17 protein-coding genes are annotated in these 24,114 nt (G+C 64.1%); 15 read left to right on the top strand and 2 right to left on the bottom strand.

Going from position 1 to position 24,114, the window contains the following annotated elements; all coding sequences use genetic code 11:
* Positions 1 to 14 precede the first annotated feature (14 nt).
* Both NKI08_RS05215 and NKI08_RS05210 read right to left on the bottom strand, forming a co-directional pair.
* Complete coding sequence (locus NKI08_RS05215; protein ID WP_352767623.1) at positions 15 to 233, bottom strand: hypothetical protein; 219 nt, start codon at positions 231 to 233, stop codon at positions 15 to 17.
* A 2-nt stretch (positions 234 to 235) separates the two neighbouring features.
* Positions 236 to 1,267 carry a histone deacetylase family protein gene (locus NKI08_RS05210; RefSeq protein WP_352767621.1) on the bottom strand — a complete coding sequence of 344 codons (1,032 nt, stop codon included), beginning with the start codon at positions 1,265 to 1,267 and terminating at the stop codon, positions 236 to 238.
* 141 nt (positions 1,268 to 1,408) lie between these two features.
* Here NKI08_RS05210 and NKI08_RS05205 point away from each other — a divergent pair, with 141 nt between their 5' ends.
* The 15 genes from NKI08_RS05205 (at position 1,409) to amaB (ending at position 24,084) form a co-directional block, all read left to right on the top strand.
* Positions 1,409 to 3,076: an amidohydrolase gene (locus NKI08_RS05205; protein ID WP_352767619.1), complete on the top strand. Its 1,668-nt coding sequence runs from the start codon at positions 1,409 to 1,411 to the stop codon at positions 3,074 to 3,076.
* 139 nt (positions 3,077 to 3,215) lie between these two features.
* Positions 3,216 to 4,310, top strand: a complete 1,095-nt coding sequence (locus NKI08_RS05200) for an ABC transporter ATP-binding protein (protein ID WP_352682561.1) — start codon at positions 3,216 to 3,218, stop codon at positions 4,308 to 4,310.
* Complete coding sequence (locus NKI08_RS05195; RefSeq protein WP_352469566.1) at positions 4,310 to 5,230, top strand: ABC transporter permease; 921 nt, start codon at positions 4,310 to 4,312, stop codon at positions 5,228 to 5,230. Before NKI08_RS05200 ends, NKI08_RS05195 begins: the two co-directional genes overlap by 1 nt.
* Positions 5,223 to 6,023, top strand: coding sequence for an ABC transporter permease (locus tag NKI08_RS05190; protein WP_352469567.1), 801 nt, complete (start codon positions 5,223 to 5,225; stop codon positions 6,021 to 6,023). Before NKI08_RS05195 ends, NKI08_RS05190 begins: the two co-directional genes overlap by 8 nt.
* Before the next feature lie 23 nt (positions 6,024 to 6,046).
* A complete protein-coding gene (locus tag NKI08_RS05185; protein ID WP_352539328.1) occupies positions 6,047 to 7,081 on the top strand; it encodes an ABC transporter substrate-binding protein in 1,035 nt (344 codons plus the stop codon).
* A 150-nt stretch (positions 7,082 to 7,231) separates the two neighbouring features.
* Positions 7,232 to 8,413 (top strand): serine hydrolase domain-containing protein, encoded by a 1,182-nt coding sequence (locus NKI08_RS05180; protein WP_352767616.1) that lies wholly within the window; start codon positions 7,232 to 7,234, stop codon positions 8,411 to 8,413.
* Between the two features lie 119 nt (positions 8,414 to 8,532).
* Complete coding sequence (locus NKI08_RS05175; protein WP_352767614.1) at positions 8,533 to 10,845, top strand: Tex family protein; 2,313 nt, start codon at positions 8,533 to 8,535, stop codon at positions 10,843 to 10,845.
* Between the two features lie 239 nt (positions 10,846 to 11,084).
* Positions 11,085 to 12,290, top strand: a complete 1,206-nt coding sequence (locus NKI08_RS05170; RefSeq protein WP_352767612.1) for an acyl-CoA dehydrogenase — start codon at positions 11,085 to 11,087, stop codon at positions 12,288 to 12,290.
* Between the two features lie 445 nt (positions 12,291 to 12,735).
* Positions 12,736 to 16,107, top strand: coding sequence for a transglutaminase family protein (locus tag NKI08_RS05165; RefSeq protein WP_352767610.1), 3,372 nt, complete (start codon positions 12,736 to 12,738; stop codon positions 16,105 to 16,107).
* 6 nt (positions 16,108 to 16,113) lie between these two features.
* Positions 16,114 to 18,525: a circularly permuted type 2 ATP-grasp protein gene (locus NKI08_RS05160; RefSeq protein ID WP_352767608.1), complete on the top strand. Its 2,412-nt coding sequence runs from the start codon at positions 16,114 to 16,116 to the stop codon at positions 18,523 to 18,525.
* A gap of 7 nt (positions 18,526 to 18,532) precedes the next feature.
* On the top strand, positions 18,533 to 19,417 hold the full coding sequence (locus NKI08_RS05155; RefSeq protein ID WP_352448166.1) for a transglutaminase family protein: 885 nt from the start codon (positions 18,533 to 18,535) through the stop codon (positions 19,415 to 19,417).
* A gap of 118 nt (positions 19,418 to 19,535) precedes the next feature.
* Positions 19,536 to 20,654, top strand: a complete 1,119-nt coding sequence (locus NKI08_RS05150) for a DNA topoisomerase IB (protein WP_352767606.1) — start codon at positions 19,536 to 19,538, stop codon at positions 20,652 to 20,654.
* An 86-nt stretch (positions 20,655 to 20,740) separates the two neighbouring features.
* Positions 20,741 to 21,115: a YciI family protein gene (locus NKI08_RS05145; RefSeq protein ID WP_352767604.1), complete on the top strand. Its 375-nt coding sequence runs from the start codon at positions 20,741 to 20,743 to the stop codon at positions 21,113 to 21,115.
* Complete coding sequence (locus NKI08_RS05140; RefSeq protein WP_352448164.1) at positions 21,112 to 22,386, top strand: RNA polymerase sigma factor; 1,275 nt, start codon at positions 21,112 to 21,114, stop codon at positions 22,384 to 22,386. The genes NKI08_RS05145 and NKI08_RS05140 overlap by 4 nt, the downstream gene beginning before the upstream one ends.
* Before the next feature lie 183 nt (positions 22,387 to 22,569).
* A complete protein-coding gene (gene amaB, locus NKI08_RS05135) occupies positions 22,570 to 24,084 on the top strand; it encodes an L-piperidine-6-carboxylate dehydrogenase (RefSeq protein WP_352682656.1) in 1,515 nt (504 codons plus the stop codon).
* The last annotated feature ends 30 nt before the right edge of the window (positions 24,085 to 24,114 follow it).

Genomic DNA, 24,114 nt, shown 5'->3' with positions numbered 1-24,114 from the left:
ATGCTTTCCCGGGCTCAAATGCGTTTGTTCTTCCGATCAATAGGCCCCGCAAGCCGTGGGTTCAAAAAATAGAACATCATCTCGCAAAGGGCGAACGCATTCTGGAAAAACATCATGGTCCAACAACAAGATAGCGGGCGGGTCAGCGCGTGCCGCCGCAGGCTGAACGATCGGTCAGGCAGGCGGTACCGCTTGCCGAGCGCTGCCATCTGATTGGCAGGCACCGGCGGCACTTCTAGCGGTCCTCGAAGCCGGTCAGCACGCCGACGGCGTTGATGCCGATCTCCTCGACGGCGTAGCCGCCTTCCATGACGAACAGCGTCGGCAGGCCGAGCCTGGCGATGCGGCGGCCGATCCTGGGGTAGTCGGAGGTCTTCAGCTTGAACTGGCTGATCGGGTCCTTCTCGAAAGTGTCGACGCCGAGTGAAACCACGACGACGTCAGGAGCATAAGCCGAAAGCCTCGTGCAAGCGTCCTCGAGCGAGGCGTTCCACACGTCCCAGCCGGTGCCGAAGGGCATCGGGTAATTGTCGTTGAAGCCTTCGCCGTCGCCCTCGCCGCGTTCGTCGGCATGGCCGAGGAAGAAGGGATATTCCGTCATCGGATCGCCATGCAGGTTCAGCACCTGAACGTCACCGCGGCGATAGAAGATCTCCTGGGTGCCGTTGCCGTGGTGATAATCGATGTCGAGGATCGAAACGCGCCCGGCGCCATGGTCGCGGAACCATTGCGCGGCGACGGCGGCGTTGTTGATGAAGCAATAGCCGCCCATGAAGGCCGCCCCTGCATGGTGCCCTGGCGGGCGGCACAGCGCGAAGGCGGAAGGCTCACCGGCCTTGACCAGCGCGGCGGCGGTCAACGCGACGTCATAGGACGACTTGATCGCATCCCATGTGCCTTTGACGAACGTCGCGCCACCGTCGAAGGAGTAGAAGCCGAGCAGCGCATCGATGCCTTTCGGGCGCACGTCGCCGCGAAGGCCGCGCGTCGGCCAGGTGAAGGGAATGGCCGAACCGCTGCGGCCCGATGCTTCCCAGAGCGGCCACACGGTCGGCAGGAAATCGATGTAGTCGCTGGCATGCACCTTCCTGGCGGCGGCGAGGTCGTGGCTTTCCGGCGGCAGGATCGGACCGAGCTTCTCGCTCTCCACCCGCGCCCTGATGAACTCGGCGCGCGACGGCTTTTCAAAGGCCGGCACGATGGCGCCGGCGATCAATTCGACATTGCCGGAATGGCCGGCATGGAAAGGCGAAAAAACAGTCTTCATGAAATTGTTCCGTGGTGAGACGCGGCGACCCTAACCGTCCTGCACTGCCTTTCACAAGGCGCTGGGCCAACCAGCCATGGCTTGCTGGCCCGGCAGCCGGTCGTCTAGCCTGCCGGCAGCGCAACCGACCTGCGGGTAATCATGAGTTCAAATGCCGACCTGATCGTCACCAATGCCCGTGTGCTGACCATGGACGAAGGCAATCCGACAGCCGAAGCGGTGGCGATAAAGGACGGCAACATCCTGGCGGTTGGCGATCGCCGGACGATCGAGACGCTGAAAGGGCCGGCCACGAAGATCATCGATGCGCAAGGCGGTTCGGTGGTGCCGGGCTTCATCGAAGCGCATATGCACCTTTTCGGCGGCGCCGCCGAACTGGACAATCTGCACCTTCAGGGCGTGCATGGCTTCGACGCGCTGAGCGACGCGATCCGCGCCTACGCTGCGGCACGGCCGAACGCCAAATTGCTGCTTGGGGCCGGCGTCGACTATACCATCCTTTCCAAGGAAGAGCCGGTCACCCGCCATCATCTCGACCGCATCATCGCCGACCGGCCGTTCGCCATGTCGGCTTCCGATCACCACACGATGTGGGCCAACACCAAGGCGCTGAAGCTGGCCGGCATCCTGCACGGCAAGCAACTCGGCCCCGGCAACGAGATCGTCATGGGCGCCGACGGCCTCGCGGCCGGCGAATTGCGTGAGGGCGAGGCGTTTGGGCCGATCCTTGAGCTTTCCGGGCAGAACCGCGTGCGGCTCGGCCTTGCGACAGGCGGCGAGCCCGAACCGTACCCTTCCGCAGCCGAAGTCGCGGCCGATCGCGACCTGATGCATCGCGGTCTGGAATGGTGCGCCCGCCACGGCATCACCTCGATCCAGAACATGGACGGCAATCTCTACCAGCTCGAACTGCTTGCCGGTTTGGAGCAGGAAGGGCGGCTGCTCTGCCGCACCAAGATACCTTTTCATTTCAAGAACTTCATGACGCTCGACAAGCTGGAAAAGGCATCGAGCATGGCCAACTCCTATCGATCGGAATGGCTGTCGTCCGGCATGGTCAAGATGTTTTACGACGGCGTGCTGGAAGGCTGGACCGCGGTCATGGTCGACGACTATGCCGACCGGCCGGGCTGGCGCGGTGAGCCGCTGTTCACGCCAGAGCATTTCGCCGAGGTGGCAGTGGAGGCCGACCGGCGCGGCCTGCAGATCGCCGTGCATTCGATAGGCGACGGCGCTGTGCGCGCGGTCCTCGACGGTTACGAGGCGGCGCGGCGGAAGAACGGCAGGCGCGACAGCCGTCACCGGGTCGAGCACATCGAGGTCACCACTGCCGCCGACGTGCCGCGCTTTGCCGAACTCGGCGTCATCGCCTCGATGCAGCCGCCGCACCCGCCCGGCGCCATGGACTTCCCGCTGGAGCCGACGCTCTCGCGCATCGGCCGCGAAAGATGGCCGCTCAGCTATGCCTGGCGGACGCTGAAGCAGGCGGGCGCGCATGTCGTTTTCGCTTCCGACTGGCCGGTGTCGCGGGTCGACCCGATCCTGGGCATTCGGGCGGCGGTGCTGCGCAAGCCTTGGGCAGAGGGCGACCCCGACCAGAGCTTCTCGCTGCTGGAAGCGCTTGCGGGCTATACGGTCGAAGGCGCCTATGCCGAATTCATGGAACACCGTAAGGGCCGGCTGAAACCAGGCTATCTGGCCGATCTGGTGGTGCTGTCGGCCGATATCGAGGCAACTGAACCGGCTTCCTTGCACAAGGTGCGTCCGGTCAGCACCATCTGCGGCGGCAAGATCACTTACCGGGGTTGATGATGGCGCTGACTATGGCATGGGGCTTGCGTTCTGAACCGAGATCCAGATGCATGGTTGCCAAGCCGACCGGCATATGCTGACAATCGAATGGGAACTGGATCCGCCATCAAGAGCGGACATGAAAATGGGGTAATGCGTGCCGGATCAACCGGGTAAGAGTGCAATCGAGGTCCGCGGCGTCCGCAAGGTGTTCGGTACCGGGGACGCACAAGTCGCCGCTCTCGACACGGTTTCGGTGTCGATCCGCGAGAACGAGTTCTTCACGCTGCTCGGGCCGTCGGGCTGCGGAAAGACGACGCTGCTCAGGCTGATCGCCGGCTTCGATTTTCCCAGCGAAGGCGAAATCCTGCTGCACGGCCACGACATCGCGCCGCTGCCGCCGTTCAAGCGGCCGGTCAACACCGTCTTCCAGTCCTATGCGCTGTTCCCGCACATGACAGTGGCCGAGAATATCGGCTTCGGGCTGGAGATGCTGGGCAAGCCGAAGACCGAAATCAAGGCGCGCGTCGCCGAGATGCTGAAGTTGGTCAAGATGGAGGCGCTGAGTGCCCGCCGCACCAGCCAGATCTCCGGCGGCCAGCAGCAGCGCGTCGCACTGGCCCGCGCGCTGGCGCCGCAGCCGAAAGTGCTGTTGCTCGACGAGCCGCTGTCGGCACTCGACTACAAGCTGCGCAAGGAAATGCAGATCGAACTGAAACGGCTGCAGCACCAGACCGGCATCACCTTCATCTTCGTCACCCATGACCAGGAAGAAGCGCTGACCATGTCCGACCGCATCGCCGTGATGTCGGCCGGCAAGATCCTGCAGGTCGGCACGCCCTGGGACATCTATGACAAGCCGGCCGAGCGCTTCGTCGCCGACTTCATCGGCGAAACCAATTTCCTGACCGCGGCCATCACCGGCATCGGCAACGGCAAGGCGCGCGCGACACTAAAATCCGGCGCGACGATCGACGCGACGGTGGCTGAGGGCTTCCAGCCGAAGGAGAATGCGACGCTGGTGGTCAGGCCGGAACACGCCAAGCTGACCGGCGGCAAGGGCGATCTTTCCGGAACCGTCGAAAACATCGTCTATTTCGGCACCGACACGCATATTCATGTCCAACTGGACAGCGGCGAAGCCTTCACCGTGCGCCAGCAGAACACGCGCAGCGCAGGCTGCGGTTTCGAGCGGGGCGACAAGGTCGGCGTCTCGATCGGCAACGACGCCGCGCAAGTGCTGAGGGATTGATGGCGAGCGCGGAAGAAGTCGCCAAGGCGGCCGAACGGCGCGACATCCGCGACCGCTGGCTGCTGTCGGCGCCGGCCCTGCTGATCATCTTCCTTGCAGCAACCGGTCCCTTGCTGATCGTGCTGGTTTATTCGTTTTTGACGCCCGGCCCTTATGGCGACGTGAAGTGGCAATTCTCGCCCGAGGCCTGGACATCGGTGTTCATGGAACGCGACATCTTCGACGACACGCTTTCCATTGCTGCCGCCCATGTCACTATCTTCTGGCGCTCGATCAAGCTTGCCATCGTGACCACGATCGCTACTTTGGCGCTTGGTTTTCCTACTGCCTATTTCATGGCGACGCGCAGCGAGAAGACGCGCGATCTCTGGCTGTTCCTGATCACCATACCGTTCTGGACCAACTTGCTGATCCGCACCTTCGCGGTGCTGCAGATCATCCGCAACGAAGGTCTGATCAACACGGTGCTGCTCAAGCTCGGCATCATCTCGGCGCCGATCCAGATATTGTTCACCGATACGGCGATCCTGATCGGCATGGCCTATGTCTATCTGCCGCTGATGGTGCTGCCGATCTACGCCAGCATGGAAAAACTCGATTTCCGGCTGGTCGAAGCCGGCTACGATCTTTATGCGACACGCTTCCAGGTGCTCAGGCGTATCATTTTCCCGCTGGTCAAGCCGGGCGTCATCGCCGGCTCCATCCTGGTGTTCATTCCGGCGCTCGGCGCCTATGTCACACCGGTCCTATTGGGCGGCGGTAAGACCATGATGCTTTCCAACCTGATCGAGCTGCAGTTCGGGCAAGGCCGCAACTGGCCGCTCGGCTCGGCGCTGTCGATCGCCGTCATGGTCATCGTCATGGTGGCGCTGCTCGCCTATGTGCGTAACACCGGCCGGTCGGAGATGCGTCATGGCTAGCAGCTTCGCAATCAAGCATCAGCCGGGATTCACCGCGATCGCCGCGACCTGCTTCGTCGTCCTCTATCTGCCCATCGTCGTGCTGGTCGTCTATGCCTTCAACGCCGCGACCTCGACGTCGGAATGGGGCGGCTTCTCGCTCAAATGGTTCCAGTCGGCGTGGCAGAACACGCAAGTCATCGACGCCACCGTGCGCTCCTTCCAGATCGGCGCCATCGCGGCGATCCTGGCCACGATCTTCGCCACCATGGCGGCGCTCGCCACCACGCGCACGCCGCCCTATCCCGGCCTGACCTTCAAATATGCCGCCATCAACCAACCTCTGATGGTGCCGGAGATCGTCACCGGCGTGGCGCTGCTGATCTTTTTCTCGCGCATCAAGATATTCACCGGCTATTCCGGACTCGGCTACCTAATCGCGGCGCATACGGCCTTTTGCATTCCGTTCGCCTACCTGCCGATCCGGGCGCGGCTGGAGAACATGGACCTGACGCTGGAACGGGCCGCCGCCGATCTCTATGCGACGCCGTGGAAGACGTTCCGCCGCATCACCCTGCCGCTGCTTTGGCCCGGCATCCTGGCCGGATTGATGCTGGCCTTCGTAATCTCGCTCGACGATGTCGTCATCACCGAGTTCGTGAAATCGGGCGGCCAGGACACGCTGCCGACCTACATGCTTGGCCAGATACGTCGAGGGATAACGCCGGAGATCAACGCGATATCGACCGTGTTCCTGCTCTTGTCGGTCGCCATCGTGACGTTGTTTTTCTTCATCAGCAGGAAACGGGACTGAAAATCGAAAATGGGAGCTAAAACATGAACTGGAAGACATCAGCGACCGCCGTCGGGTTGGCGCTGCTCGCCTCGACAAGCGGCGCTTTCGCGGACGGCGTTTTGAACATCTACAATTGGGGCAACTACACCAGCCCCGACGTGATCAAGAAGTTCGAGCAGAAATACAACATCAAGGTGACCATCACCGATTACGATTCGAACGATACGGCGCTGGCCAAGGTTCGCCAGGGCGGCACCGGCTTCGACATCGCGGTGCCTTCGCAAACCTTCGTGCCGATCTGGATCAAGGAAGGCCTCGTTCAGGAGACCGATCCCGGCAAGATGGAGAACTTCAAGAACGTGGCGCCGGAATGGGCCAATCCCGATTTCGATCCGGGCCGCAAATATTCCGTGCCATGGGCCTGGGGCACGGTGGGCATCGTGGTGAACACCGATGTCTACAAGGGGCCGTCGGACAGTTGGGGCATCATCTTCAACACGCCCGACGAACTGAAGGGCAAGGTCAACGTCGTGCCGGAAATGAACGACGTCATGTTCGCGGCGACCAAATATGTCGGCGCCGCGCAATGCGCCAGCGACAAGGAAACGCTGAAGAAGGTGCGTGACACGCTGGTTGCTGCCAAGCCGAACTGGATCGCAATGGAATACAATACCATCGAGAAAATGGGCGCCGGCGATTTCAAGGCGACCAGCGACTGGAACGGCTCAGCCCTGCGCCAGCGGCTGGCGAACCCCAAGATCCACTATTTCTATCCCAAGGAAGGTTTTGGCCTCTGGAGCGACAATGTCATGGTCCTGAAGGAAGCCAAGAATGTCGAGAACGCCAAGCTGTTCCAGAACTTCATCATGGATCCGGAAAATGCCGCCGGCCTATCCGCCTTCCACCGCTACGCCAACGGCATTGCCGGTTCCGACAAGTACATGCCGGCCGATATGAAGGATGCGCCGGAAGTCATCATCCCGGAAGACGTCAAGGCGCATGGCGAGCTGCAAAAATTGTGTTCCGAGGACGTGCAGGCAATCTACAGCAAGATCTGGACCGAACTGCAGAAGTGACCGCATCGTGATGGACCCGGCGGCAGGCGCCGGCCGGGTCCGTTTTGTCCGCATTTTTTTAACGTCGCCTATCGGTGGCGACATTGAAAGCCGTGCACGCCATCGCCGCGGCGCTCGCCTAGAACGCCAAAGACCCGGAAGGAAGCGGCTATGGCCGGCAAGACCGCGTTCGAGACTAGGTATGGCTTTGCCCGCAAGGAGGTGCTGCTCGGCAATTGGCGGGAAAGCCCGTTCAGCCGGTGGTCGTTCCAGAATGTCGGCGAGCTGGTGCCGAGCGCTGCCGTGGCGGCACAGCCGGGCAGCAGCGAAGCGTCGGCCCAGGATTTCGGCGGGCTACTTGGCGAAAAAGTCGCTCTTGCAGGCGGCGCGGAGACTGTCGCGGCGTTTCTCGCGCGCTCCGATACCGACGCGCTGACGATCATGAAACGCGGCAAATTCGTCGGCGACTGGTTCGCGCCGCATATGGAGTTTGGGGCGCGCCACATCGTCTTTTCGATCAGCAAGTCGCTGACCGCCATTGTTGCCGGCATATTGGAAGGCGAGGGGATTTTCGATCCGCAGGCTCCGGTAAGCCGCTATCTGCCCGAAGCCGCCGGCTCGGCCTATGGCGATGCGCGTGTGCGGCACGTGCTCGACATGAGTGTCAGCCTCGATTTCGAAGAGGCCTATCTCGATCCGGAAAGCGCCTTCGCCCGCTACCGCCGCGCCATGCTGTGGAATCCAGGCGGGGGCATCGAGAGCCTGGCCACTTTCCTCATGACGCTGCAGGGCCTGGCCGAGCCGCATGGCCGGACTTTCCGCTACCGCTCGCCCAATTCCGACCTGCTCGGCATCCTGCTCGAACGTGCGTCGGGCCGGCGCTTCGCCGATCTGATGCGCGAAAAATTATGGGCGCCGCTCGGCGCCGTCGGCGATGCCTCGGTGACAGTCGACACGGAAGGAACGGCGCGCACCGCCGGCGGCATTTCGGTGACACCGCGCGACCTCGCGCGCGTCGGCGAGATGATGCGGCAAGGCGGCGTGGCCAATGGCCGCCGCGTCGTGCCGGAAGCCTGGATGCGCGACACGACCGAAACTGGCGGTGATGCCGAGGCCTGGCGGCGCGGCACGATGGCGTTCCTGTTTCCGCGTGGCCGCTACCGCAACAAATGGTACCAGACGGGCGCGGCAAGCGGCGCCTTCTGCGGCATCGGCATCCACGGCCAGTGGCTTTACGTCAATCCGAAGGCCGAAATGGTAATCGCAAAGATGTCGTCGCAGCCGGTACCGGTCGACGATCCGCTCGATCTGGATATGGTTTCCTTCTTCGAGGCGCTGAGCCGGATGGTCTGATCCATCCAGACAGCCCGACCTTTCCTGTGGACCTCTCGCCGGGTTGAAAATGGCGCAGTTGGCGCGGCAGTGCTCTGCGCCTATGGTCGCCGCTCGTTTCGACTAGCGACAGGTACGACATGGCAGCCGACATCAAGCGCATCGCAACCATCATAGCCGCCGAAATCGGCGCGCGGCCCGAACAGGCCGCGGCGGCGATCGGCTTGCTCGACGACGGTGCGACCGTGCCGTTCGTGGCGCGCTACCGCAAGGAGGTCACCGGCGGCCTCGACGACACGCAGCTGCGCGACCTCGCCGAGCGGCTCGCCTATCTGCGCGAACTCGACGCGCGCCGCGACACCATCCTTGGTTCGATCCGCGAGCAGGGCAAGCTGACCGAGGAGCTCGAGGCAAAGATCGCTGCGGCCGGCACCAAGGCCGAACTCGAAGACATCTATCTGCCGTACAAGCCGAAGCGCCGGACCAAGGCCGAGATCGCACGCGAGCGCGGGCTCGGGCCTCTGGCGGAAGCTATTCTCGCCGACCGTACGGCTGTACCCGCCGAGCTGGCGCTGGCCTACATCGGCGAAGACGTGGCCGACGCCAAGGCGGCGCTCGAGGGTGCGCGCGATATCCTGTCCGAACAGTTCGCCGAGAATGCCGATCTGGTCGGCAGATTGCGGACCTACATGAAGGAACGCGCCTTTCTGCGCTCGCGCGTCGTCGACGGCAAGCAGGAGGCCGGCGCGAAATTTTCCGACTATTTCGACCATGTCGAGCGCTGGGCCAACGTGCCGAGCCATCGCGCGCTGGCCATGTTGCGCGGCCGCAACGAGGAGGTTCTGTCGCTCGACATCGAAGTCGATGCCGATGACGCCTCTCCGGTGAAACCGGTTGAGCGGATGATTGCCGACGCCTACGCCATCGGCCGCCAGTTGCCGGGAGACCGCTGGCTGATGGAGGTCGCCGGCTGGACCTGGCGCATAAAGCTGTCGCTGCACCTGACGCTCGATCTGATGCGCGATCTGCGCGAGCGGGCCGAAGAAGGAGCCATCCATGTCTTCGCCCGCAATCTCAAGGATTTGCTGCTTGCCGCCCCTGCCGGCTCACGGCCGACGATGGGGCTCGATCCGGGCATTCGCACCGGCGTCAAGGTGGCGGTGGTGGACGGCACCGGCAAGCTGCTGGCGACGACAACGGTCTATCCGTTCCCGCCGAAGAACGATGTCCGCGGCACGCAGGCCGAACTGGCCAAGCTCATCCGGCTGCACAAGGTCGAGCTGATCTCGATCGGCAATGGCACCGGCAGCCGCGAGACCGAAAGGCTGGTGGCCGACATGCTGGCTGATATGCCTGCCGGGTCCGGGCCGAAGCCGCTCAAGGTGATCGTCAGCGAAGCCGGTGCCTCGGTCTATTCCGCCTCGGCAGCGGCGGCAGCTGAATTTCCAGGCCTCGACGTGTCGCTGCGCGGGGCAGTGTCCATCGCGCGGCGCCTGCAGGATCCGCTCGCCGAACTGGTCAAGATCGAGCCCAAGTCGATCGGCGTCGGCCAGTACCAGCACGACGTCGATCAGTACCGCCTCGGCCGCTCGCTGGAAGCGGTGGTCGAGGATGCGGTCAATGCCGTCGGCGTCGATCTCAACACGGCCTCAGTGCCGCTTCTGGCGCGGGTTTCGGGTCTCGGCGCATCGCTGGCCGAGGCGATCGTTGCGCATCGCGATGCCTCCGGTCCGTTCGCCAGCCGCCGCGAACTGTTGAAGGTCTCCCGCCTTGGACCCCGCGCGTTCGAGCAATGCGCCGGCTTCCTGCGCATTCCAAACGGCAGCGAACCCCTCGATGCCTCGGCCGTGCATCCGGAAGCCTATGGCGTTGCCAAGAAGATTGTTGCGGCCTGCGGGCGCGACGTCCGCTCGCTGATGGGCGACAGCGCCGCACTCAAGGCGCTCGATCCGCGCGTCTTCGTCGATGAGCGCTTCGGCCTGCCGACGGTGCGCGATATCCTGGCGGAGCTGGAAAAGCCCGGCCGCGATCCGCGCCCCGGCTTCAAGACCGCGACCTTCGCCGACGGCATTGACGACATCAAGGATCTGAAGCCCGGCATGCAGCTTGAAGGCACCGTCACCAATGTGGCGGCCTTCGGCGCCTTCGTCGATATCGGCGTGCACCAGGACGGATTGGTGCACGTCTCGCAACTGGCCGATCGGTTCATCAAGGACGCGCATGAGGTGGTCAAGGCCGGCGACGTGGTCAAGGTGCGTGTCGTCGACGTCGATATCAAGCGCAAGCGCATCGGCCTGTCGATGCGCAAGGATGGTGACGGTGGCGTACCGAAGCCGCGCGACAATGGCGGCAGGCCGGTGCCGCGCGCGCCGACGCCCCAACGCCAGCCGGAGCCGCCGGCGCAGCAGGGCGCGTTCGGCGCCGCGTTGGCCGATGCGTTGAAGCGGAAATAATTTTCGCGAGCCGGCTGTGGCAGGTCAGACGACGGCGCTCGACATTGATGATCCATCACCAATGCTCATGGATTGGCGAAGCTATTTCGTTTGATTTTTTCAGGACGGGAGCCGATAAGCCGCGCGTTTCAAGATTTCTGTTTCGATGCATGTCGTTATCCCCAAGCTGCCGAACACCCTCGGGTCAGGCCCGCGGGCAAGCTTTGGGCGACATGGATGAGGTTGGGAGACCGAGAGCCATGGCCGCCGACAAGAACGCATTCGTCTGGGATGATCCTTTCCTGATCGAGGACCAGCTTTCGGAGGACGAGCGCATGGTGCGCGATGGCGCCGCGGCGTTTGCCGCCGACAAGCTCGCTCCTAAGATCGAGGAAGCCTATCTCGAGGAGAAGACCGACGCCGGGATCTTCCGCGAAATGGGCGAGGCCGGTCTGCTCGGCATCACCATCCCCGAGGAATATGGCGGGCTCGGCGCCAACTACGTCACCTACGGGCTGGTCGCGCGGGAAGTGGAGCGGATCGACTCGGGCTATCGCTCGATGATGAGCGTGCAGTCGTCGCTGGTAATGTATCCGATCCATGCCTATGGCTCGGAAGAACAGCGCAAGAAATACCTGCCGAAGCTGGCTTCGGGCGAATGGATCGGCTGCTTCGGCCTGACCGAGCCGGATGCCGGCTCCGATCCGGGCGGCATGAAGACGCGGGCCGAGAAGACCGCGAGCGGCTACAGGATCTCCGGCTCGAAGATGTGGATTTCCAACGCGCCGATCGCAGACGTGTTCGTCGTCTGGGCAAAGTTGTCCGACGAAAGTGGGGGCGCGCATGACAACCAGATTCGCGGCTTTGTGCTGGAAAAGGGCATGAACGGGCTGTCGGCGCCGAAGATCGGCGGCAAGCTGTCGCTGCGCGCCTCGATCACCGGCGAAGTGGTGATGGAAGGCGTCGAGGTCGACGAGGACGCGCTGCTGCCCAATGTCTCGGGTCTCAAAGGACCGTTCGGCTGCCTCAACCGGGCGCGCTACGGAATTTCCTGGGGTGCCATGGGCGCGGCGGAAGATTGCTGGCACCGCGCCCGCCAGTATGGCCTCGACCGCAAGCAGTTCGGCAAGCCGCTGGCCGGCACGCAGCTTTTCCAGAAGAAGCTCGCCGACATGCAGACCGAGATCGCGCTCGGCCTGCAGGGCAGCCTGCGCGTCGGGCGGCTGATGGACGAAGGCAAGATGGCGCCGGAGATGATCTCGCTCGTCAAGCGCAACAATTGCGGCAAGGCGCTCGACATCGCCCGCCAGGCCCGCGACATGCATGGCGGCAACGGCATCCAGATCGGCTACCACGTCATGCGCCACGCCCAGAACCTGGAAACCGTCAACACCTACGAGGGCACGCATGACGTGCATGCGCTGATCCTCGGACGGGCGCAGACCGGGTTGCAGGCATTCTTTTAGGGTTCAGGCTCCGCTTCCAGGATGCCCGTGCCTGGTATCTCCCCTCGCAAAGCGGGAGATCGGCAACTTTCGTCGACCATGCCACATTTTGTTCTTGCTTTGTGCCGGCAGCTATGCTACTAATCTGGGTATGGTGCTAATTGGCTCCAACGACCCGCCCGCCGAGGCGGGTTTTTTCTTTTCCGCTCTTTTCGACGAAGCATCGCGTGTGCTGCCGATCATCGATATCGGCGGGAAGCGCCCGGTGCTGACCCGCCGGACTTCGGCTCTGCAGCGTTGCAACGTCTTGCCGCCACACTGCGGAATCCCGGGGTCGGCGCTCCGTTTCGTGAAGCTGTGAAAGCTGCTTAATTTAGGTGCAGCGCAACATCTCTGCTTGGAGAATGGTCAGCATTCGTGTCAGGGTTCAGCGAACTCCTTTTGAAACGCCGACTTCAGGGGCACCATGGCAATTCTGGCAGCCGTCTATCACCTGACCCACTACAAATACGACCGGCCGGTCGTCTTGGGCCCGCAAGTCATAAGGTTGCAGCCTGCGCCGCATTCCCGCACCAAGGTGCTCAGCCATTCGCTGAAGGTCGGGCCGGCAAATCACTTCGTCAATCTGCAGCAGGACCCCTACGGCAATTTCCTGGCCCGCTTCGTCTTTCCCGAGCCGGTGACGGAACTGAAGATCGAGGTCGATCTCGTTGCCGACATGACGGTCTACAATCCGTTCGATTTCTTCGTCGAACCGTCGGCCGAGACGTTTCCATTCGCATACCCCGAAGAGATCCGGGACGATCTGACCATCTACCGAACGCCGGAACCGGCGGGGCCGCTGTTGGAGGCATTCCTGAAAACCATCGCGCGCCACCCGACCAACACCGTCAATTTTGTCGTCGACCTCAATGCGCGGCTACACCGCGAGATCGCCTATATCGTGCGCATGGAAACCGGCGTCTTCTCGCCCGAGGAAACGCTGGCCGCCGGCAAGGGGTCGTGCCGGGATTCGAGCTGGCTCCTGGTGCAGATACTGAGGAACCTCGGCATCGCCGCGCGTTTCGTCTCCGGCTACCTGATCCAGCTCAAACCCGACCTCGTTGCGCTCGACGGGCCGCCCGGCACGGCGACCGATTTCACCGACCTCCATGCCTGGTGCGAGGTGTATCTGCCGGGCGCCGGCTGGATCGGCTTCGACCCGACCTCCGGCCTGCTCACCGGCGAAAGCCATGTGCCGCTCGCGGCAACGCCGCATTTCCGCAATGCCGCGCCGATCTCCGGCATGGCGAGCTTCGCCAATGTCGAATTCGGCTTCGACATGCGGGTAGACCGCATCGCCGAGCATCCGCGCATTACCAAGCCGTTCTCCGACGAGAGCTGGCAGGCGCTCGACGCGCTGGGGGTCGAGGTCGATGCCGCGCTCCAGGCCGGCGATGTGCGGCTGACCATGGGCGGCGAGCCGACCTTCGTCTCGATCGACGATTTCGAGGCTGCAGAGTGGAACACCGCCGCCGTCGGGCCGACCAAGCGGGAAAAGGCCGATGCCCTGATCCGCCGGCTGCGCGAACGCTTCGCGCCGGGCGGCTTCCTGCATTACGGACAGGGCAAATGGTACCCCGGAGAAAGCCTGCCGCGCTGGACGTTCTCGCTCTACTGGCGCGCCGATGGCGAGCCGGTGTGGAGCGATCCGTCGCTGATCGCACGGGAAAACAGCGAGGCGGATGTCGGACCGCAGCAGGCCGAAGGCCTGCTGACGGCGATTGCCGACGAACTCGGCATCGACAAGACGATGGTCAGCGAAGCCTATGAGGATCCGGCCGAATGGCTGCTCAAGGAAGGCAAGCTGCCTGACAACGTCGATCCCTCCAATTCGAAGCTGGAGGATCCGGAGGAGCGCAGCCGCATGGCGCGGGTGTTCGAACGCGGGCTGACCAAGCCGTCGGGCTATGTGCTGCCTGTCCAGCGCTGGAACAGCCAGGCGTCCGGACCGCGCTGGCGCTCAGAGAAGTGGAAGACGCGGCGCGGCCGGCTGTTCCTGGTGCCCGGCGATTCGCCGGTCGGCTACCGCCTGCCGCTTGGTACGCTGCCGTATGTGCCGCCGGCACAGTTTCCCTACATCGTGCCGGTCGATCCATCGCTGCCGCGCGGCCCGCTGCCGGCGCGCGAGGCGATCTTGCCCGGTTCTGTTTCTTCGCCGGCTACGGCCGAACTGGAAGGCGCCGACGAAATGGCGCGACGCCAGCAGGCCGTTTCCTTCACGGCCGCCACCGGCCAGCAAGACCGCGTCGAACAGGAGATCACCGAGATCGGCGGCGCCGTGCGCACGGCGCTTTCGGTCGAGCCGCGCGACGGACGGCTTTGCGTTTTCATGCCGCCGGTTGAAGCGCTGGAGGACTATCTCGAACTGGTCGCGGCGGCGGAGAACGCTGCCAGGGCGATCGGACTGCCTGTGCATATCGAGGGCTACGGCCCGCCGCACGATCCGCGCCTCAATGTCATCCGTGTTGCACCCGATCCCGGCGTCATCGAGGTCAATATCCACCCCGCCGCGAATTGGCAGGACTGCGTGGCGACGACCACGGCGATCTACGAGGAGGCGCGGCAGACGCGGCTTGGCGCCGACAAGTTCATGATTGACGGCCGCCATACCGGCACCGGCGGCGGCAACCACGTCGTCGTCGGCGGCGCAACGCCCAATGACAGTCCGTTCCTGCGCCGCCCCGACCTGTTGAAGAGCCTGGTGCTGCAATGGCAGCGGCATCCGTCGCTGTCCTACCTTTTCTCCGGCCTGTTCATCGGCCCTACCAGCCAGGCGCCGCGCTTCGATGAGGCGCGCCACGATACGCTCTACGAACTCGAAATCGCGATGGCGCAGGTGCCGCATCCGGACAAGGGCGCGGCACCCCTGCCGTGGCTGGTCGACCGGCTGTTCCGCAACCTTCTGACCGACGTGACCGGCAATACCCATAGATCGGAAATCTGCATCGACAAGCTGTTTTCGCCGGACGGGCCGACCGGCCGGCTCGGGCTGGTCGAATTCCGCGGCTTCGAGATGCCGCCCAACGCGCGCATGAGCCTGGCGCAGCAATTGCTGGTGCGCGCCATCATCGCCCGGGCCTGGAAGAACCCGCTCGACGGCCGCTTCGTGCGCTGGGGCACTTCGCTGCACGACCGTTTCATGCTGCCGCATTATGTCTGGGCGGATTTTCTCGATGTGCTGGACGACCTCAAGCTGAACGGCTTTGCATTCCGTCCGGAATGGTTCGATGCCCAGCTCGAATTCCGCTTCCCGTTCTGCGGCGAGGTTAGCCAAGCCGGCGTCAAGCTGGAGCTCAGGCAGGCGCTCGAGCCGTGGCACGTGATGGGCGAGCAAGGCGCGATCGGCGGCACCGTGCGCTTTGTCGATTCCTCCGTCGAAAGGCTGCAGGTGAAGACCGAGGGGCTCAACCCGGAGCGTCACGCCGTCGTCTGCAACGGCCGCGTCGTGCCGATGAAGGTGACTGACAACCGCGAGATCGCGGTGGCCGGCGTGCGCTTCAAGGCCTGGCAGCCGGCGTCCGGCCTGCATCCGGCGCTGCCGGTCAACACCCCGCTGGTCTTCGACATCTATGACCGCTGGTCGGGCCGCGCGGTCGGCGGCTGCGTCTACCATGTGGCGCATCCCGGCGGGCGCAGCTATGACACCTTCCCGGTCAATGGCAACGAAGCGGAGGCGCGGCGGCTCGCCCGCTTCGAGCCGCGTGGCCATACGCCGTCCAGCTATGTGCTGCGCAACGAAGAAGCCTCTGAAGATTTCCCGATGACGCTTGACCTTCGGCGGCCGCAAAGACTCTGATCAGCCATGGCGAAGGGGAATCACAAAAGGCTGCGCAGCAAGCCGCAGACCCACAGTCTGCTGGAGCACTATCAGCCGATCGACGGCGTCGTCGACGAGATGGTCGATGCGTCGGGCAATCCGCGGCCGGCCTGGCGGCACTTCATCGAGGCGCTGGAGGACCTGGGTCCGGAAAAGCTTGCCCAGCGTTTTGCCCGCGCCGACCAGTACCTGCGCGATGCCGGCGTCTATTACCGCGTCTACGACAAGGCCGGCGCCAACGAGCGCGAATGGCCGCTGGCGCATGTGCCGCTGCTGATCGAGGAGCAGGAATGGGCTGACATCAGCGCCGGCCTGGTCCAGCGCGCCGATCTGTTCGAGGAGACCATCGCCGACATTTACGGGCCGAACCGGCTGGTCGAGAAAGGCATTCTGCCGGCCGGATTGATCGCGGCCAGCCCGGAATATTTGCGGCCGGTCGTCGGCACCAGGCCGGCCAGCGGCCATTTCCTGCATTTCTGCGCCTTCGAGCTCGGTCGTGGCCCAGACGGCCGCTGGTGGGTGCTTGGCGACCGCACACAGGCGCCGTCGGGCGCCGGCTTTGCGCTGGAAAACCGCGTCGCCACCACAAGGGCGCTGTCCGACATCTACGGCGAAATGCATGTGCACCGCCTGGCCGGCTTCTTCCGTCGCTTCCGCGACGCGCTGATCGGCATGGCCAGGCAAGCCGGCGGCCGTGTCGCCATCCTGACGCCGGGACCGCTGAACGAAACCTATTACGAACATGCCTATATCGCCCGCTATCTCGGCATCATGCTGCTCGAGGGCGAGGACCTGACCGTCTCCGGCGGCAGGCTGATGGTGCGCACGGTTTCGGGGCTGATGCCGGTGAGCGTCTTGTGGCGGCGGCTCGACGCCGCCTTCGCCGATCCGCTTGAATTGCGGCCGGACTCGCAGATCGGCACGCCGGGGCTGGTCGAGGCGGTTCGGCAAGGGGTGGTTTCGGCCGTCAATGCACTGGGCTCCGGCCTGATGGAGACGCGCGCGCTGCTCGCCTTCCTGCCGAAGATTTCGCGCGCCCTGCGCAATGAGGAACTGCTGCTGCCGACGGTCGCGACATGGTGGTGCGGGCAGGAGACGGAGCGTGAACATGTGCTCGCCAATATCGATAGCATGGTGATCGGCCCGGCGCTGTCGACGCGGCTTGCCTTCGAGGACGACGGCTCGACCAAGCTCGGGTCAGCGCTGTCGGTCGAGGAACGGGCCGAGCTCGTCGCCAGGATCGAACGGGACGGCGGCGACTTCGTCGGCCAGGAAGCGGTGACGCTGTCGACCACGCCTGTCTATGTCGGCGGCTGGCTGGAGCCGCGGCCGGCAAGCCTGCGCGTCTATCTGGCGCGGACGCCGGAAGGCTGGACGGTGATGCCGGGCGGTTTTGCCCGTGTCGGCTTTTCGCTCGACCCGACGGCCATTGCCATGCAGCGCGGCGGCCAGGCGGCGGATGTCTGGGTGGTCAGCGACAGGCCGGTCGAGCGCGAGACGCTGCTGCCGCAGGAGCACGACAGCTTCACCCGAACCCTGCCGGGCAGTCTGCCCAGCCGCGCGGCTGAGAACCTGACATGGCTCGGCCGCTATATCGAGCGGTCGGAAGACACGGTGCGCATCCTGCGCGCCTACCATGTGCGGCTGGCCGAGACATCCGATCCCGAGATGCCGCTGCTCGCCGATATCAGCGACTATCTCGCGCCGTTCGGCATCGACGTCGAGACGGCAATCCCATTGGGGCTCATCGGCATGCTGGACAGCGCCGTTTACAGCGCCGGGCAGATCCGCGACCGCTTCTCGCCCGATGGCTGGCTGGCATTGAAGGATCTGTCGAAGACCATCCATCAATTTGCCGCGACAGTGGCGCCGGGCGACGACGCGACAAGGGCAATGACGGTCATCCTGCGCAAGCTGGCCGGGTTTTCCGGCCTGCTGCACGAGAACATGTACCGCTTTGCCGGCTGGCGTTTCCTGGAAATCGGCCGCAGGCTCGAACGCGGCATCCAGATCGCCCGCACGCTCGCCCGGCTGACCGGAGCCCAGGCGCCGGAAGGTGCGCTCGACATGATGCTGGAGATCGGCGACAGCGTCATGACCCACCGTCGGCAATATCCGGTGCAGGCGGGGCGGCGCACCGTGGTCGACCTTCTGGCGCTCGATCCGCTCAACCCGCGCTCAATTCTTTTCCAGCTCGAACGGCTGAAAGCCGAAATCGCGCTGCTGCCCGCTGTCGGCGCTGAAGGCCATATGTCGCCGGCGGCCAAGGAAATCCTGCAGCTCAACACGTCGATCGCCATCAAGGAGCCCTCGGACATGACCGCCAAGGCCCTCGGCGATCTCGCCAATGAAATCGGCGGGCTCTACAACAGCCTCGCCAAAGCCTATTTCGGGTAGAGACAGCATGCTCTACGACATCAGGCTTCACCTGCGTTACGACTATGATGCGGCGGCCGGCGGCGGCCGCCATCAGGTGCGCGTGCTGCCGCCGACCATCCCTGGCGTGCAGCGCGTCATTGCCGCTTCACTGTCTTTTGTGCCGGCCCCCAGCGAACGTTCCGACTTTTCCGACTTTTTCGGCAACAGTGTCACCTCGATCGCCTTTCGTGACGCGCATGATGCGCTCGACATCAGGATGAGCGCGCGTGTTTCAGTGTCGCGGCCCGAACCCGGGCTCGACGTATCGCCGGACATACGCCGGCTGAGGGAAGAACTCGGCGCAGTGCACTCGCTGGCGCCGGCTTCGCCGCATCACTTTCTGGCCGCCAGCGATCATGCCGGCATCGACGCGGCAATCACTGCCTATGCGAAAGGCAGTGCCGGCAGTTCGACAGTCGGCACGGCCATGGCTCTGTGCAACCGCATTCACCGCGATTTCACCTATGACGGCGAGGCGACCACCGTGCAGACGCGGGCCAGCGACGCCTTTGGCCTGAAGCGCGGCGTCTGCCAGGATTTTTCCCACATCATGATCGCCGGCCTGCGCGGCCTCGGTATTCCCGCGGGCTATGTCAGCGGGTTCCTGCGCACCATCCCGCCGCGCGGGAAGCCGCGGCTCGAAGGCGCCGACGCCATGCACGCCTGGGTCAAGGTGTGGTGCGGGCGCGATGCCGGCTGGCAGGAATTCGATCCGACCAATGGCATGCGGGCAAGCAACGACCATATCACGGTCGGCTACGGCCGCGATTACTCCGATGTGGCGCCGATCGTCGGCGTGCTGAAAACCACCGGCGGGCAGGTCGGCGAGCAAGCGGTCGACGTCATTCCGGTCGTGCTCGAAAAGGCGTGACGACGCACGTCTTCGTTGCACGGCGACGTCGATAGGCTGTTCTGGAACCAAGAGATCAAGAGGCGTTGGAACCCGCAGCCGGCAAGCGGCTTATCTACGGAAATTCCGTGGAGAGGACATGCTGGACAAATCCGGGTCGTCGTCTGGCCAATCGGTTGTGAGGAAAGCTGCACCAAAAAACGCGGTGCCGCACAACCGAGCGCTGGAGAACGGCGCGCAAGCCTCGGCCGTTCGGGCCTCGCTCAACTATGTCACCGACACTGAACCCGGTATTCGCCGGCTGCGTTCGGGCAAGGGGTTCTCGTACAAAGGACCCGACGGGCGGATTGTCGACGGGGAGGCGCTGGCACGCATCAAGGCGCTCGCCATTCCACCGGCCTGGACGGATGTGTGGATCTCGCCGGATGCCGACGGTCACATCCAGGCGACCGGTCGGGACCAGCGCGGCCGCAAACAATACCGCTATCACCCGCACTGGGCGGAGGAGCGTGACGGCGTCAAATATTCGAGCCTGATTGCCTTCGCCGAAAGCCTGCCCGAACTGCGGCGGCAGATCGACGTCGATTTGCGCCGTCACGGCCTGCCGCTGGAACGCGTCGTTGCGGCTATCGTCTGGCTGCTCGACAACACGATGATCCGTGTCGGCAATGCCGCCTATGCCCGCGACAACAAGAGTTTTGGGCTGACCACGCTGCGTGACCGCCATGTCGACATCAAGGGCTCGAGCCTGCGTTTTGCCTTCATCGGTAAATCCGGCAAGGAATGGAGATTGAAGCTTGTCGATCGCCGGATTGCCAAGGTCGTGCGTGGAGCGCAGGACCTGCCGGGGCAGAAGTTGTTCCAGTATCTCGACGAGGACGGAAACAGGCGTCCGGTGCGCTCAGACGACGTCAACCGCTATATCAGGGAAAACGCCGGAGCGGAGTTCAGCTCCAAGCACTTCAGAACCTGGGGTGGCACCATCCATGCGGCGTCGCTGTTTGCGCAAACCGAACGTCCGGAAAGCCAGGCGCAGCAAAAGCGGGTGATGAACAATATCATCGACAAGGTTGCCGAGCGGCTCGGCAATACGCGCGCGGTTTGTCGCCAATGCTACATCCATCCGGAAGTGTTCCGCGCCTGGCCCGAAGGACGGCTGCTGGACGAAATGGCGGATGCCAACCAAGGCAAGCGCTCGATCGCCGGGCTCGACGACGAGGAGGCCTTGGTCTTGAGATGGCTGAAGGCGAGGGAATGACGCCGGGACCGGAGCGTATTTTTTTGTCGACGCCATGTCGGCATCGGCCCTAGTGTTTCGTCCTTTGACAGAGAAAAGGACGACCCATGCTCTACGCGATCCTCTGCTATGCCTCCGAAGACGTCGTCTGCTCCTGGAGCAAGGAGCAGGACGACGCCGTCATGGAAAAACTTCTGGGTGTGCAGGAAAAATATGCCCAGGCGGGCCGGCTTGGCCCGGTGGCGCGGCTCTTGCCGACGACCGCGGCGACGACGCTGAGGAAGGTCAAGGGCGAATCGATCGTCATCGACGGCCCGTTTGCCGAAACCAAGGAACAGTTCCTCGGCTTTTACACGCTCGAATGCGCCGACCTCGATGAGGCCGTCGACTTCGCGCGCGAGCTTTCCGAGGTCAACCCGAGCGGCGGCTCCTACGAAATCCGGCCGGTCTCGCTGTTCAATCCCGCCAAGGTTTCCACATGACCGAACTCGCCTGGATCAGCACGGCAATCAGCACCGCTCGCCCGCAGGCGATGGGGGCATTGCTGCGCTACTTCCGCGACCTCGACGCGGCGGAGGAAGCATTCCAGGACGCCTGCCTGAGGGCACTGAACAACTGGCCGAAAAACGGTCCGCCGCGCGATCCGGCAGCCTGGCTGATCTTCGTCGGCCGCAACAGCGGCATCGATGCGGTGCGCAAGCGCGCCAAGCAGGCGCCGCTGCCGGAGGAGGACCAGATCTCCGATCTGGAGGATGCCGAGAGCGACGTCGCCGAGCGGCTGGACGGGGCGCATTACCGCGACGATATTTTGCGGCTGCTGTTCATCTGCTGCCATCCCGACCTGCCGGCCACACAGCAGATCGCGGTGGCGTTGCGCATCGTCTCCGGCCTGACGGTCAAGCAGATCGCCCGCGCCTTCCTCGTCGGTGAAAGCGCAATGGAGCAGCGTATCACGCGCGCCAAGGCGCGTATCGCCGACGCCGGGGTGCCGTTCGAGACGCCGGGAGCGGTCGAGCGCTCCGAACGGCTCGCCGCCGTCGCCGCCATGGTCTACCTGATCTTCAACGAAGGCTATTCCAGCAACAGCGGCGAGGCTTCGGCGCGTGCGCCGCTTTGCGAAGAGGCGATCCGGCTGGCCCGGCTGCTGCTCAGGCTGTTCCAGACCGAGCCGGAGATCATGGGGCTGACGGCGCTGTTGCTGCTGCAGCATGCACGCTCGCCGGCTCGCTTCGACGAGAACGGCGAGATCGTGCTGCTCGAAGACCAGGACCGCAGCCTGTGGAGCCGCAAGATGATCGATGAAGGCCTGGCGCTGGTCGATAAGGCGTTGCGCCATCGCAAGCCGGGTCCCTACCAGGTGCAAGCGGCGATCGCCGCACTGCATGCGCGGGCGGAAAAGCCCGAGGACACGGACTGGAACGAGATCGACCTGCTCTACGGCCTGCTCGAGCAGATGCAGCCGTCGCCGGTGGTGACGCTCAACCGCGCCGTCGCGGTCTCCAAGGTGCGTGGACCGGAAGCCGCACTCGCCATGATCGAGCCGCTGGAGGGAAGGCTTTCCGGCTATTTCCATTTCTTCGGCCTCAAGGGCGGACTGCTGATGCAGCTTGGCCGCGGCGAGGAGGCGCGCGTCGCTTTCGACCGCGCCATCGCGCTTGCCAATACGGCCGCCGAGGCAGCGCATATCCGCATGCATATCGACCGGCTGATGAAAGAAAGCGCCGTGCGGGAAACCGCCAAGACGGCACACTGATTCGCTCTATCTGGCTGGTTCAACAGTCGGACGCCGGCTTGGACCATGCCGGGGTGGCGATTTCTCCCTGAAACGCGTAATGCCACGCCATGACAGCGCCTGGTGTGCCGACCGGCAGGGAGTGGGTATGGCGCAAGGCTCGGACCGACGCCATATGAGCGACGGGATCTGAAAGGGATGAAAATGACGATTGCGAAGGAAACGGCCGGGCTTCTGGCGAAACTGGGCGTTGCCGAGCGCGCGCTTACGGGCGGCGATCTTATCGTGCGCAGCCCGGTGACCGGCGAGCAGATCGCCGCGCTGAAGACCATCTCGCCGGCCGATGCGGCAACGACCATCGACAATGCCCACAGAGCTTTCCTGGCGTGGCGGCAGGTGCCAGCTCCCAAGCGTGGCGAACTGGTGCGGCTGCTCGGCGAGGAATTGCGCACACACAAGGCCGAGCTTGGCCGGTTGGTATCGATCGAAGTCGGCAAGATCCCATCCGAAGGTCTTGGCGAAGTGCAGGAGATGATCGACATCTGCGATTTCGCCGTCGGTCTTTCCCGGCAATTGTACGGCCTGACCATCGCCACCGAGCGTCCCGGCCATCGCATGATGGAGACCTGGCATCCGCTCGGCGTCGTCGGCGTCATCTCGGCCTTCAACTTTCCGGTCGCGGTGTGGTCGTGGAACGCAGCACTTGCGCTGGTCTGCGGCGACGCGGTGGTGTGGAAGCCGTCGGAGAAGACACCGCTGACGGCGCTCGCCTGTGAGGCGATTTTTGCACGCGCGGTAAAGCGTTTCGGTGCTGACGCGCCGCAGGGACTGGCGCCCGTGCTGATCGGCGATCGCGCCGTCGGCGAGATCCTGGTCGATCATCCCAGGGTGCCGCTGGTCTCGGCCACCGGCTCGACGCGCATGGGCAGGGATGTCGGCCCACGGCTGGCGAAGCGCTTTGCCCGTGCCGTGCTGGAGCTCGGCGGCAACAATGCCGGCATCGTCTGCTCGACGGCCGATCTGGACATGGCGCTCCGCGCTATCGCCTTCGGCGCCATGGGCACGGCCGGCCAGCGCTGCACGACGCTCAGGCGCCTGTTCGTGCATGAGAGCGTCTATGACCAGCTCGTTCCGCGCCTGAAGAAGGCTTATGAGAGCGTCTCGGTCGGCAATCCGCTGGAGACAAGCGCTCTGGTTGGCCCGCTGATCGACAAGGCTGCCTACGAGAATATGCAGAAGGCGCTGGAGGAGGCGGCTTCGCATGGGGGTAAGATAACCGGCGGAATGCGGGTCGAGAACGGTCACCCCGACGCCTACTATGTGCGTCCGGCGCTGGTCGAAATGCCGCGGCAGGTTTCGCCGGTGACAGAGGAAACCTTCGCGCCCATCCTCTATGTGATGAAATATTCGGACTTCGACACCGCGCTAGAAGAACACAATGCGGTGGGAGCGGGGCTGTCATCCTCGATCTTTACCCGCGACCTGCAGGAATCCGAGCGCTTTCTTAGCGTCGACGGATCGGACTGCGGTATCGCCAACGTCAATATAGGCACGTCAGGGGCCGAGATCGGCGGTGCCTTCGGTGGCGAGAAGGAAACCGGCGGCGGCCGCGAGAGCGGCTCCGATGCCTGGAAGGCCTATATGCGGCGCGCCACCAATACGGTGAATTATTCCAAGGCGCTGCCGCTTGCGCAGGGCGTGTCGTTCGACATCGATTGACATGCCGGACCTCCGTCGCGGCGGCGCCAA

This window comes from Mesorhizobium sp. M0768 (genome assembly GCF_040320195.1).
Lineage (GTDB): Bacteria > Pseudomonadota > Alphaproteobacteria > Rhizobiales > Rhizobiaceae > Mesorhizobium.
Note: the sequence above shows the minus strand (reverse complement) of the source record. Positions and strands in the feature narration are given on the sequence as shown.